Origin of the sequence: Pseudomonas sp. RIT-PI-AD, assembly GCF_025642785.1 — a bacterium.
In the GTDB taxonomy this organism is placed as follows: Bacteria; Pseudomonadota; Gammaproteobacteria; order Pseudomonadales; family Pseudomonadaceae; genus Pseudomonas_T.
The window spans coordinates 70,374-82,219 of record NZ_JANZKU010000010.1; the positions used below are offsets into that span (position 1 = coordinate 70,374).

11 protein-coding genes are annotated in these 11,846 nt (G+C 67.8%); 7 read left to right on the forward strand and 4 right to left on the reverse strand.

Annotation, left to right across the window (positions count from 1 at the left end):
* The first annotated feature begins 146 nt into the window (after positions 1-146).
* The 6 genes from OGL92_RS11025 to OGL92_RS11050 all read left to right on the forward strand — a co-directional run bounded on the left by OGL92_RS11025 (position 147) and on the right by OGL92_RS11050 (position 6,409).
* The gene (locus tag OGL92_RS11025) at positions 147-908 is read left to right on the forward strand and encodes an SDR family oxidoreductase (RefSeq protein ID WP_263143648.1); all 762 of its coding nucleotides are present in this window, start codon (positions 147-149) and stop codon (positions 906-908) included.
* A gap of 39 nt (positions 909-947) precedes the next feature.
* Entirely contained in the window at positions 948-1,676 is a 729-nt protein-coding gene (locus OGL92_RS11030; protein ID WP_263143649.1) for an SDR family NAD(P)-dependent oxidoreductase, read from the forward strand.
* Between the two features lie 9 nt (positions 1,677-1,685).
* Entirely contained in the window at positions 1,686-2,447 is a 762-nt protein-coding gene (locus OGL92_RS11035) for an SDR family oxidoreductase (RefSeq protein ID WP_263143650.1), read from the forward strand.
* A gap of 23 nt (positions 2,448-2,470) precedes the next feature.
* On the forward strand, positions 2,471-3,178 hold the full coding sequence (locus tag OGL92_RS11040) for an NIPSNAP family protein (RefSeq protein WP_263143651.1): 708 nt from the start codon (positions 2,471-2,473) through the stop codon (positions 3,176-3,178).
* Positions 3,179-3,187: 9 nt separating this feature from the next.
* Positions 3,188-4,921 carry an FAD-dependent oxidoreductase gene (locus tag OGL92_RS11045; protein ID WP_263143652.1) on the forward strand — a complete coding sequence of 578 codons (1,734 nt, stop codon included), beginning with the start codon at positions 3,188-3,190 and terminating at the stop codon, positions 4,919-4,921.
* A gap of 138 nt (positions 4,922-5,059) precedes the next feature.
* Positions 5,060-6,409: an OprD family porin gene (locus tag OGL92_RS11050; RefSeq protein ID WP_263143653.1), complete on the forward strand. Its 1,350-nt coding sequence runs from the start codon at positions 5,060-5,062 to the stop codon at positions 6,407-6,409.
* 211 nt (positions 6,410-6,620) lie between these two features.
* On the opposite strand, the gene OGL92_RS11055 is transcribed toward OGL92_RS11050, so the two are convergent.
* From OGL92_RS11055 to glyQ, 4 genes are all read right to left on the reverse strand, one after another.
* Positions 6,621-7,397, reverse strand: a complete 777-nt coding sequence (locus OGL92_RS11055) for a lysophospholipid acyltransferase family protein (protein WP_263143654.1) — start codon at positions 7,395-7,397, stop codon at positions 6,621-6,623.
* Between the two features lie 13 nt (positions 7,398-7,410).
* The gene (gene gmhB / locus OGL92_RS11060) at positions 7,411-7,941 is read right to left on the reverse strand and encodes a D-glycero-beta-D-manno-heptose 1,7-bisphosphate 7-phosphatase (RefSeq protein WP_263143655.1); all 531 of its coding nucleotides are present in this window, start codon (positions 7,939-7,941) and stop codon (positions 7,411-7,413) included.
* Positions 7,942-8,023: 82 nt separating this feature from the next.
* The gene (gene glyS, locus OGL92_RS11065; protein WP_263143656.1) at positions 8,024-10,078 is read right to left on the reverse strand and encodes a glycine--tRNA ligase subunit beta; all 2,055 of its coding nucleotides are present in this window, start codon (positions 10,076-10,078) and stop codon (positions 8,024-8,026) included.
* On the reverse strand, positions 10,075-11,043 hold the full coding sequence (gene glyQ, locus OGL92_RS11070; RefSeq protein ID WP_263143657.1) for a glycine--tRNA ligase subunit alpha: 969 nt from the start codon (positions 11,041-11,043) through the stop codon (positions 10,075-10,077). The genes glyS and glyQ overlap by 4 nt, the downstream gene beginning before the upstream one ends.
* A 234-nt stretch (positions 11,044-11,277) precedes the next feature.
* Here glyQ and OGL92_RS11075 point away from each other — a divergent pair, with 234 nt between their 5' ends.
* The gene (locus OGL92_RS11075; RefSeq protein ID WP_263143658.1) at positions 11,278-11,829 is read left to right on the forward strand and encodes a DNA-3-methyladenine glycosylase I; all 552 of its coding nucleotides are present in this window, start codon (positions 11,278-11,280) and stop codon (positions 11,827-11,829) included.
* Positions 11,830-11,846: the final 17 nt, after the last annotated feature.

Sequence of the window (11,846 nt, forward strand, 5' to 3'; positions counted from 1 at the left end):
GTAATTTCAGTCTGGATGCAAGGTCAAGCCTGGCCTTGAAATTTTGTATCCATGAGACTGTAAATCAGCCATAAAATCCCCTGTCGAGTTTGACATCATCGCTTACATGTATACATGATGAGAAAAAACAACACAGGAACTCTCTAATGTCTTCTCGACGTTTAGTGCTGGTCACCGGGGCCGGTCAAGGGATCGGCGCCGGGGTCGCCGCCCATCTGGCCAAGCAGGGCTACCGGATCGCCGCCGCCGATCTGAATGCGGACAAATGCGCGGATGTGGTCGCTGCCCTGCCTGGCGACGGCCACAGCCATTGGCGGATGGACGTTTCCAGCGAGCGCGAGGTCGACGACACCTTCGCCGCGCTCGAGGCGCAGCAGGGCCCGGTCGATGCGTTGGTCTGCGCCGCCGGCATCCTGATCCTGCACGACGGCGAGCGCCGGCTGATCGCCGACACCAGCCTGGACGAGTGGGAGCTCACCCACGCGGTGAACACCCGCGGCACCTTCCTTTGCACCCGCGCCTACGTCCGGGCCCGTCGCGAGCGTCCGGTGGAACACGGCCGCATCGTCACCTTCTCTTCCTGCGCGGCGCAACTGGGCGGCTATCGCTCGAGTTCCGCCTATATCTCCAGCAAGGCCGCCATCCTCGGCTACACCAAGGCGCTGGCCCGCGAATCGGCCGCCCAGGGCATCACCGTCAACGGCATCGCGCCGGGGCTGATCGACACCGCCATGCTGCGCCTGTCGATGCAGGCGGGACAGGAACAGGCCGCCGCGGCGAATATCCCCCTGGGGCGCCTGGGCCAGCCCGACGACATCGCCGCGGCGATCGGCTTTCTGATTTCCCCCGAAGCGTCCTACATCACCGGGACCATGACCGACGTCAACGGCGGCTACCGCATGCAGTGACGCTGTCCCGACCATCCACAAGAACAATGAGGAAAGGCTATGACCCGTCCATTTGCTTTGGTTACCGGTGGTGCGAGCGGCATGGGCCGCTGCACGGTGGAGCGGCTCGCCCGCGACGGCTTCGCGGTGGCGATGATCGACCGTAACGTCGCCCTCGCCGAGGCGGAGGCCGCCACTTTGCGCGAGGCCGGCCTGGAGGTTTCCGCCTACGGCCTGGATATCACCGACGTCGCGGCGGTCGAGCGCTTGATCGAGGAATTGCCACCGATCACTGCCCTGGTGAACAACGCCGGAATCTTCGACGAACGTGCCTTCGACGACGCCACCGCCGAGGACTTCCGGCGGATGTTCGAGATCAACACCGTCGCCGTGCATACCCTGACCCGCGCCGCGGTGAAACGCATGCCGGCCAAGGGCAAGGTGGTGATCGTCGCCTCCCGCGCCTACCTCGGCGCGCGCAACCACGTGCATTACGTCACCTCCAAGGCGGCGGTGGTGGGTTATACCCGGGCAACGGCGATGGAACTGGCGCCCCGCGACATTTCCGTGAACGCCATCGCTCCCGGGCTGATCGACACGCCCCTGCTGCAATCCCTGACGCCCGAGCGGCGCAAGGCCCAGGAGGCCCTGCAGCCCACCGGCAGGGCCGGCCGTCCCGAAGACGTGGCCAACGCCGTCGCCTTCTTCTGCAGCCCGGCCACCGATTTCGTCACCGGCCAGGTGCTGTTCGTCGATGGCGGCAAATCACTGGGCGGCAGCTACGCCTGAGGACTTCCCATGAACACGACTCCCGTTGCGCTCATCACCGGGGCCGGCCAGGGGCTGGGCCGCGCCACCGCCCTGCGCTTGCTGGAAGCCGGTGCCCACGTGGTGATCACCGACCTCGACGCCCGGCTCCTGGAAGAAACCCGTGAGCTGAGCGGCGCGCCCGAACGCGTCGCCGCCCTGGTGCAGGACGTCACCGCGCAGGACGCGCCGGCGCAAGCCGTGGCCTTCGCCCTCGACCGCTTCGGCGGGCTGGACTGGTTGATCAACAACGCCGGCATCGGCAAGGCCAAGAGCGTCGCGCAGACCAGCGACGAAGAGTGGGATCGCTATGCCGACATCAACCTGCGCAGTGTTTTCCGCTTTTCCCGCGAGGCCCTGCCGCACCTCAGGCCGGGCCGTGGCTGCATCGTCAACCTGGCGTCGATCTTCGGCCTGCTCGGCCATCCCGGCGTCGCCCCCTACGCCGCCACCAAGGCCGCGCTGGTCGGCCTGACCCGGCAGATGGCGGTGGACTACGGTCCCCAGGGCATCCGCGTCAACGCGGTCGCCCCGGGGATCATCGAGACCCCGCTCACCGCCGAACGGATCAGGACCGACGCGCGATTCAAAGCGCTGATGATCGACACCACGCCGTTCCACCGCATCGGCCGTCCGGAAGACGTCGCCAACGCCATCCACTTCCTCTGCTCGGACCAAGCGAGCTTCATCAGCGGCCACACCCTGACGGTGGATGGCGGCTGGAGCGTGGGCAACTACGTACCCACGGCCTGAGCGCCCCCCAGGAGATTCCCGACATGCAATACGAACTACGGTTTTACTACGTCGAGCCCGGCCGCATGCACGACCTCGACGCGCGCATGCGCGATGGCCTGCCGCCCCTGCTGGAAAAGCACGGGATCAACGTCGTCGGCCGCTGGCACGCGCTGGCCGGCCGTGCCACGCCGCTGTTCATCTACCTGATGGCCTGGAAGGACGACCGCGAGCGGGAAGCCCACTGGGGCGGCTTCTACAACGACCCGGACTGGTGGGCGCTGCGCGCGCAGACCAACGCCGGCAGCGAGCTGGTCCAGCACTACGACATCCAGTTGATGGTTCCCAGCCCGTCCTGGCTCGATGCCCTGCAGAAGGGACCGGCCGCCGCGCCGGGGGCGATCCACGAATTGATCGTGCAACCCATCGCCAACGGCCAGCCGAAGGCCGCCCACGACTACCTGCGCGACATCGCGCTGCCGGCGTTGAGACGCCACGGCGGCAGCCTGCTCGGCAGCTTCACCCCGCAGGCGGGTTCGCACATGCCCGGCCTGGTCAGCCTGATCGCCTGGAAGGATTTCGCCGCCCGCCAGGCCGGCTGGGAAGCCTATTGGCAGGACCCGGCCATCCAGGCCGCGCACCAGGCCCAGCGCGACACCCTCGGGCGCAGCTTGCTGGGGCGCGCCGACACCTACCTGTTGCAGCCGGTGCCCTATGCCGAGGTCCATCCGACCCTGGGGCATGGGCGCTAGGAGCGAATCATGACGAAGCAGTTGGAAACGCGTGAGGTGGACGTGCTGGTGGTCGGCAGCGGCGCCGCCGGCATGTGCGCGGCGGCGGTGGCCCGGCTGGCGGGCCTCGAGGTGTTGCTGGTGGAGAAGACCGAGTGGATCGGCGGCACCACCGCGCTGTCCGGAGGCGGCACCTGGATCCCGCTGAATCGCCAGGGACGCGCCCTGGGCGTGGAGGACAGCCGCGAACGGGTGGAGACCTACCTGGATCACCTGGTCGGCGCCTTCGCCCCGCGCGCGCTGCGCCAGGCGTTCCTCGACGCGGGACCGGCGATGCTCGAGTACCTGGAAGCCAACACCCAGGTGCGCTTCTCGGGCCGCCAGTATTCGCCGGACTACTGGCCGGACGCGCCGGGCGCCGGCATGGGCGGGCGTGCCCTGGACCCCCTGGAGTTCGATGGCCGCCAGTTGGGCGAGCACTTCGAGTACCTGCGCAAGCCCTGGCCGGAGTTCCTCGCCTTCGGCGGCATGATGGTCAACAAGACCGATATCGACCTGCTGTTGCAGGCCAAGCGCTCGTGGCGTGGTTTCCGCCATGCGCTGAAGCTACTCGCGCGTTTCCTCGGCGATCGCCTGCGAGGCTATTCGCGGGGCACGCGCCTGGTGCTGGGCAATGCCCTGGCCGGGCGGCTGTATAAAAGCCTGCTCGACCTGCGCGTGGAGATCTGGCGTTCGGCGCCGGTGACCGCGCTGCTGACGGAAAACGGACGTGTCGCCGGCGCGCGCCTGACCCACGCGGGCAAGGCCTGGACGGTTCGCGCGCGGCGCGGCGTGCTGCTCGCCACCGGCGGCTTTCCCGCCAACCTGCAGATGCGCGAGGAACTGCTGCCCCACCCGACCGGGCAGTGGTCCGCCGGCAACGAGGCCAACGAAGGCGACGGCCTGCGCATGGCGATGACCCTCGGCGCGCGCCTGGGGAATGCGACCAACGCCAACAACGCCTTCTATTCGCCGGTATCGTTGATGCGCCGTGACGACGGCAGCATGGCGCGCTTTCCCCACCTGATGCTGGATCGCTACAAGCCCGGGGTGATCATGGTGGATGCCCAGGGCCAGCGCTTCGTCAACGAGGCGGATTCTTACCACGCCTGCGGCGAGGCGCAGTACCGGACGGGCGCGGTGCCGGCCTGGCTGGTCTGCGACGCGCGTTTCCTGCACCGCTACGGCCTCGGCATGGTCCGGCCCCAGGCCGCGTCCCTGCGGGCCTTCCTCGACAAGGGCTACCTGTTCAAGGGCGACAGCCTGGCCGGCCTGGCACGGGCGCTGGGCATCGAGCCGGCAAAGCTCGAAGCCAGCATCGAGCGCTACAACGGCCATGCCCGGCAGGGCCAGGACCCCGATTTCGGCAAGGGACAGAACGTCTACAACCGCTACCTGGGCGATCCCTCGGCGCCGGGCAACCCCTGCCTGGCGCCCATCGAAAAAGGCCCCTTCTACGCCGTGCAGGTCGTGCCGGGCGACATCGGGACCGCCTGCGGCTTGCTGACGGATGTCCATGCGCGGGTCCTGGATGCCGGCGGTGCGCCCATCGAGGGGCTGTATGCCGCCGGCAACGACATGAACTCCATCATGGGCGGCCAGTACCCCGGTCCCGGTATCACCCTGGGCCCGGGCCTCACCTTCGGTTACCTCGCCGCCCGCCACATGGCCGGGGCCGCCGAACCGATGCTCCAGCCGCCGCGAGCGATGGCCGACATGAGCTGACGCCGCCGCGCGCGCCTGCCGCCGCCACCGATTCGAAGTTCTTCCACCCCCCAACCGGGCCGATACGGGCCTGGCGGGATTCGGCCAGCCGCCATTCCACCGTACCGACACACAACAACAATAAAAGAGTGATCCATCATGAAACTGAGCAGGACCGCGTTCGCTTTTCTGGCCCCCCTGGCCTGTATCGATCTGGCCGTCGCCGAACAGGAGAGTAGCCACGGCTTCGTCGAGGACAGCCACCTGACGGTGCTCAACCGCAATTTCTATTTCCGTCGCGACTACGCCCACGACGGCACCACGTCGCTGGCGCGCAACGGCACCAAGCCGGTGGACCGGCGCAGCGATTACTCCGAGGAATGGGTGCAGGGCCTGATGGCCAACTTCACCTCCGGGTTCACCCAGGGCACCCTGGGGTTCGGGGTCGATGCCTACTTCTACCAGGCCCTGCGCCTGGACAGCGGCGGCGGCAGGGCCGGGCTGCGGCTGATGCCGCTCAAGGACGACGGCCATCCCGAGGACAGTTATTCCAAGGCGGGCGCCTCGGTGAAGATGCGCCTGTCGAAAACCGAGCTGCGCTACGGCAACCTGTTCCCGGCCGTGCCGGTCTTCTGGGTCAACCAGGTGCGCCTGTTCCCCAGCTCGGCGACCGGCTTCATGCTGACCTCGGACGAGTTCGCCAAGCTCCACCTGGACGCCGGGCATTTCACCGCCAAGGGCAGCGTCGACTCGAGCAACAACGACGACCCCCTCGCCCTCGACTACGGCCTGCCGATCTCCATCGATTCGGTTAGCTACGTGGGCGGCGTCTACAAGCCGGCGCAGAACCTGAAGCTGGGCCTGTACGCCTCGGAGCTCGAGGACGTCTGGCACCAGTACTACGCCAACGCCAACTACGTGCAGCCGCTGAGCGACACCCAGGCGCTGACCTTCGACGCCAACCTGTATCGCACCCTCGACACCGGGAAGAAGCTGGCCAGCACCATCGACAACACCACCTGGTCGCTGTCCGCCGCCTACCAGTGGCAGGGGCACACCTTCACCGCGGCCTACCAGCAGGTGGACAGCGACGAACCGATGGACTGGATCGGCTTCGGCACCATGGGCGGCGGCGTGGCACTGGCCAACGCGGTGCAGTACGCCACCTTCACCGAGGCCAACGAGCGCTCCTGGCAACTGCGCTACGACCTCAACCTGGCGGCCTACGGGGTGCCCGGGCTGACCTTCATGACCCGCTACCTGCGCGGCGACAACATCGGCAACGAGGACAGCGACAACACCTACTACACCTCGCGCTACCGCTACGAAGGCAATGACGCCCACCATTGGGAGCGGGACATCGAGGCGCGCTACGTCGTGCAGTCGGGCAGCGCCAAGAACCTGTCCTTCCGCGTGCGCCAGGCCACCCACCGGGCCAGCACCGGCTACCGCTACGCGGATATCGACGAAGTCCGCCTGATCATCGATTACCCGCTGGATATCTTCTGAGCGGCCGCCGCTTGCCACCCGCCGGGCCTGGTGCCCGGCCCGAGCCACGAAAAAAGCCGGCTCCAGGCCGGCTTTCCAGGTTCGGGCGACGAAAGTTATGCACGCCGCGAGGGCTGTTTTCGCCTCAAGAATTAGCCTTCACATTCAAAGGCTTACAGGATTAAAGCGCACTTTTTAGCACATATCGTGCACAGTTTATCCACAGTTCGCGTCACACCGACGCCGACGAGCGTTCCTCGACGTAGCCTTCCGCATCCAGGGCGCCCAGCTCGCGCTGGGTCTGCTCGATCCAGCGGAACGCCCTGTCGTTCAGTTCGGCGATGGCGCGCGGGCCCTGCCCTTCCGCCTGCATCGCCGGGCCGATGACCACGCGGATGGTGCCGGGATACTTGGCCCAGCCTTCCTTCGGCCAGAAGCGGCCGGCGTCGTGGGCGATGGGTAGGACGGGTACCCCGGCATTGACCGCCAACGCCGCGCCGCCGCGGGAGAACTTGCCGATCTTGCCCATCGGCACCCGGGTGCCTTCCGGGAACACCAGCACCCAGGCGCCCTTGGCCAGGCATTCGTTGCCCTGCTTGGCGAGCTGCTTGAGCGCGGCCTTGGGGTTGGCGCGGTCGATGGCGATCGGACGCAGCATGGCCATCGCCCAGCCGAAGAACGGCACGAAGAGCAGTTCCCGTTTCACCACCTGGCTCAGCGGCTCGAACAGCCCGGAGAGGAAGAAGGTTTCCCAGGTGCTCTGGTGCTTGGCGAGGATCACGCAGGGGCGCGCCGGCAGGTGCTCCAGGCCCTGGATGTCGTAGCGGATGCCGACCACCACCCGCGCCAGCCAGACCGCCGAGCGGCACCAGTTCTGGATGACGAAGCGGTAGCGGGCGCGGAACGGCAGGAAGGGCGCGACGAAGACGCTGAGGATGCACCAGAAGAACGAGCTGGAGGACAACAGCAGGTAGAACAGAAGGGTACGCAGGACCTGCAGTGTCGACATCGAATCGGACCTTTTAACCAATGAGCCGGGCGGCGACGGCCGCCAGATCGTCGAATACCAGTGTGGTAGCCGGGAGGGGGGATTCAAGGGTGCGGGCACCCTTGCCGGTGCGCACCAGCACCGGCTGGCAACCGACGGCCAGCGCGGCCTGCAGGTCGCCGAGGCGGTCGCCCACGTACCACACGCCGGCCAGCGGGACGCCGTAGTGGGCGGCGATCCGCACCAGCAGGCCGGGCTTCGGCTTGCGGCAGTCGCAGCCCTCGTCGGGCCCATGGGGGCAATGCACGATCAGCCCCACCTCGCCGCCCAGCGCCGCCACCCGCTCGCGCAGGCTCGCGTGCATCGCTTCGAGGGTGGCCAGGTCGTAGTAGCCACGGGCGAGCCCGGACTGGTTGGTGGCCACCGCCACGGTCCAGCCAGCCTTGGACAGCCGGGCGATGGCCTCCAGGGCGCCGGGCAGCGGCAACCATTCCTCCAGGGTCTTGATGTAGGCATCGGAGTCCTGGTTGATGACACCGTCGCGGTCGAGAATCAGCAGTTTCATCGTATTCGCTCGGGGTCGTGGCACCCCTGTGAGGCGGTTGAACGGGGTGGCCGGGTGCCGCCATACAGCGGCACCCGGGTCTTCAGCCGAGCAGCGAGATGTCCGCGACGCCGAGGAACAGCCCGCGCAGGCGTGCCAGCAAGGCGTAGCGGTTGGCCCGGACCCTGGGGTCCTCGGCATTCACCAGCACCGCCTCGAAGAAGGCGTCGACCGGTTCGCGCAGCTTGGCCAGGCGTTCCAGGGCTTCGCCGTAGCGCCGCTCGGCGGCCATTGGCTGCACCGCGTGATCGGCCTGCTGGATCGCCGCATAGAGGGCGAATTCGCTGGGGTTGTCGAAGTAATGCGCTTCCACCGCCGCCGGCACCTGGCCCTCGGCCTTGCTCAGCAGGTTGGAGACGCGTTTGTTCACCGCCGCCAGCGCATCGGCCTCGGGCAACCGGCGGAACGCCTGCACGGCCTGCACGCGCTGGTCGAAGTCCAGGGCGGAAACCGGATTCAGCGCGCGCACCGCCAGGTAGGCGGCGACGTCGATGCCCTCGTCCTCGTAGCGCGCGCGCAGGCGGTCGAAGATGAACTCCAGCACCTGCTCGGCGAGCCCGGCGCTCTTCACCTTGGCGCCATAGCGCTGGATGGCGAAGTTCACCGCCTGGGTCAGGTCCAGGTCCAGGCGCTTCTCGATGAGGATGCGCAGGATGCCCAGGGCCTGGCGACGCAGGGCGAAGGGGTCCTTGCTGCCGGTGGGCAACATGCCGATGCCGAAGATGCCGACCAGGGTGTCGAGCTTGTCGGCCACCGCCAGGGCGGCGCCGGTGAGGCTCTGCGGCAACTCGGCGCCGGCGCCGCGGGGCATGTACTGCTCGTTCAGCGCCTGGGCCACGTCCGGCGCCTCGCCGTCGTTGAGCGCGTAGTAGTGCCCGGCGATGCCCTGCATCTCCGGGAACTCGCCGACCATCTCGGTGGCCAGGTCGCACTTGGCCAGCAGGCCGGCGCGGGCGGCGCGCTGGGCGTCGGCGCCGATCTGCGGGGCGACGAAGGCGGCCAGGGCGGAAACCCGCTCGGCCTTGTCGTAGAGGCTGCCCAGCTGGGCCTGGAAGACCACGTGCTTCAGGCGTTCGTTGAAGCTTTCCAGCTTCTGCTTCTTGTCCTGCTTGAAGAAGAACTCGGCGTCGGTGAGGCGCGGCCGCACGACCTTCTCGTTACCGGCGACGATCTGCGCCGGATCCTTGCTGTCGATGTTGGCGACCGTGATGAAGCGTGGCAGCAGCTTGCCGGCGGCGTCGAGCAGGCAGAAATACTTCTGGTTGTCCTGCATGGTGGTGATCAACGCCTCCTGGGGCACTTCGAGGAAGCGTTCCTCGAACGAGCACACCAGCGGCACCGGCCATTCCACCAGGGCGGTGACCTCGTCCAGCAGGGCCGGCGGCACCACCGCCCGTCCCTGTTGCTCGGCGGCGAGCACTTCGATGCGCTTGGCGATCAGCTCGCGGCGCTCGGCGAAGTCCGCCAGCACGTGGGCGCTGCGCAGGTTCTGCAGGTAGCTCGACGGCTGGCCGATGCGCACCGGGTCGGGGTGATGGAAGCGATGGCCGCGGGATTCGCGACCGGCCTTCTGCGCGAGGATCTCGCACTCGACCACCTGCTCGCCGAACAGCATCACCAGCCACTGGGTCGGGCGGACGAACTCCTCGCGGCGCGCGGCCCAGCGCATGCGCTTGGGAATCGGCAGGCCGGCCAGGGCGCTCTCGACGATGCCGGGCAACAGCTGGAGCGCCGGTTGGCCGGGAATGTCCTGGCTGAAGCGCAGCTTGGGGCCGCTGCGATCGATGCGCTCCAGGTCGACGCCGCATTTCTTGGCGAAGCCGAGGGCGGCCTGGGTCGGGTTGCCGTCGGCGTCGAAGGCGGCCTGCAACGGCGGGCCGTCGAGGTTGACGCTGCGGTCCGGCTGCTGGTCGGCGAGTTGGTCGACCTGGATCGCCAGGCGCCGCGGCGCGGCGTAGACGCGGGCGGCCACATAGCCCAGGCCGGCGGCCTTGAGGCCCTGCTCCACCGCGGCGAGGAAGGCGTCGCCGAGGGTTTTCAGGGCTTTCGGCGGCAGCTCTTCGGTGCCCAGTTCGACGAGAAAATCCTGTGCACTCATTGCGCAGACTCCTTCAGCTTGGCCAGTACTTCGTCGCGCATCAGCACTTCATCGCGCAGCGCGGCGGGCGCCATGGGGAAGCCGAGGCGTGCGCGCGCCTCCAGGTAACTCTGCGCCACGGCGCGGGCCAGGGTGCGCACGCGCAGGATGTAGCGCTGGCGCTCGGTCACCGAGATGGCCCGGCGCGCATCCAGCAGGTTGAAGGTATGGGACGCCTTGAGCACCATTTCGTAGGTCGGCAGCGGCAGGTCCAATTGGCTCAGGCGATTGGCCTCGGATTCGTAGAAGTCGAAGAGCTCGAACAGCTTGGGCACGTTGGCGTGCTCGAAGTTGTAGGTGGACTGCTCCACCTCGTTCTGGTGGAACACGTCGCCGTAGGTCACGATGCCGAAGGGGCCGTCGGTCCACACCAGGTCGTAGACCGAGTCCACGCCTTGCAGGTACATGGCCAGGCGTTCCAGGCCATAGGTGATCTCGCCGGTCACCGGGTAGCACTCGATGCCGCCCACTTGCTGGAAGTAGGTGAACTGGGTGACTTCCATGCCGTTCAGCCAGATTTCCCAACCCAGGCCCCAGGCGCCGAGGGTCGGCGATTCCCAGTTGTCCTCGACGAAACGGATGTCGTGCACCAGCGGGTCGAGGCCGATGGCCTCCAGCGAACCCAGGTAGAGCTCCTGGAAGTTCTCCGGGTTCGGCTTGAGCACGACCTGGAACTGGTAGTAGTGCTGCAGGCGGTTGGGGTTCTCGCCGTAGCGGCCGTCGGTGGGACGGCGGCTGGGCTGCACGTAGGCGGCGTTCCAGGTCTCCGGGCCGATGGCGCGGAGGAAGGTGGCGGTGTGAAAAGTGCCGGCACCCACTTCCATGTCGTAGGGCTGCAGCACCACGCAGCCCTGCTCGGCCCAATAGCGCTGGAGGGCGAGAATCAAATCCTGGAAGGTGCGCACGGCAGGCGTAGGCTGGCTCACGAAAAATTCACCTGTGGGGCTGCGACAGAAAGCCCGGGAGTATACCCGAAGCGGCGGTGCGGCCGCGTGCGGTGCCGTGCCGAGCGGTCGCGCCCGTCGGCGCCCCTGCGTCGGCGGCGGAGACGGGTCCGCGCGCCTCCATGGGTCCACGACGGGCAAGAATCTGCCCGTGGCTGTACGGGCATACAGCCTGGGCGGCTATAGTATCGGCCCGACCCCCGAGGATGACCGCCCATGCCGCGCTGCTCCTGGTGCACCGACGACCCCCTCTACATCGCCTACCACGACGAGGAATGGGGCGTGCCGAAGCGCGACCCGCAGGCATTGTTCGAGATGCTCCTGCTGGAGGGCTTCCAGGCCGGGCTGTCGTGGATCACCGTGTTGAAGAAGCGCGCGCGCTACCGCGAGGTGTTGTTCGGCTTCGACCCCCAGCGCCTGGCGCGGATGACCGACGAGGAAATCGAGGCGCGCATGCGCGACCCCGGCATCATCCGCAATCGCCTGAAACTCAAGGCCGCGCGGCAGAATGCGCGCGCCTGGCTGGCGCTGGAGGACCCGGCGGGCTGGCTCTGGTCGTTCGTCGGCGGCGCGCCGAGGATCAACCGTTTCCGCGAGCGCAGCGAAGTGCCGGCGGTCACCGCGGAGGCCGAGGCGATGAGCAAGGCGCTGAAGAAGGCGGGCTTCACCTTCGTCGGCCCGACCATCTGCTATGCCTACATGCAGGCGACCGGCATGGTGATGGACCACACCCTGGACTGCGACCGCCACCCACACCCGATCGACTGAGCCGTCGCCTGGCCGAC

Bases quoted from the DNA above. Each gene is read 5' to 3' on its own strand.
- OGL92_RS11035 (WP_263143650.1), top strand. From the start codon at position 1,686: ATGAACACGACTCCCGTTGCGCTCATCACCGGGGCCGGCCAGGGGCTG.
- gmhB (WP_263143655.1), bottom strand. From the start codon at position 7,941: ATGAAACTGCTGATTCTCGACCGCGACGGTGTCATCAACCAGGACTCC.
- OGL92_RS11045 (WP_263143652.1), top strand. From the start codon at position 3,188: ATGACGAAGCAGTTGGAAACGCGTGAGGTGGACGTGCTGGTGGTCGGC.
- OGL92_RS11055 (WP_263143654.1), bottom strand. From the start codon at position 7,397: ATGTCGACACTGCAGGTCCTGCGTACCCTTCTGTTCTACCTGCTGTTG.
- OGL92_RS11025 (WP_263143648.1), top strand. From the start codon at position 147: ATGTCTTCTCGACGTTTAGTGCTGGTCACCGGGGCCGGTCAAGGGATC.
- OGL92_RS11030 (WP_263143649.1), top strand. From the start codon at position 948: ATGACCCGTCCATTTGCTTTGGTTACCGGTGGTGCGAGCGGCATGGGC.
- OGL92_RS11075 (WP_263143658.1), top strand. From the start codon at position 11,278: ATGCCGCGCTGCTCCTGGTGCACCGACGACCCCCTCTACATCGCCTAC.
- glyS (WP_263143656.1), bottom strand. From the start codon at position 10,078: ATGAGTGCACAGGATTTTCTCGTCGAACTGGGCACCGAAGAGCTGCCG.
- OGL92_RS11040 (WP_263143651.1), top strand. From the start codon at position 2,471: ATGCAATACGAACTACGGTTTTACTACGTCGAGCCCGGCCGCATGCAC.
- OGL92_RS11050 (WP_263143653.1), top strand. From the start codon at position 5,060: ATGAAACTGAGCAGGACCGCGTTCGCTTTTCTGGCCCCCCTGGCCTGT.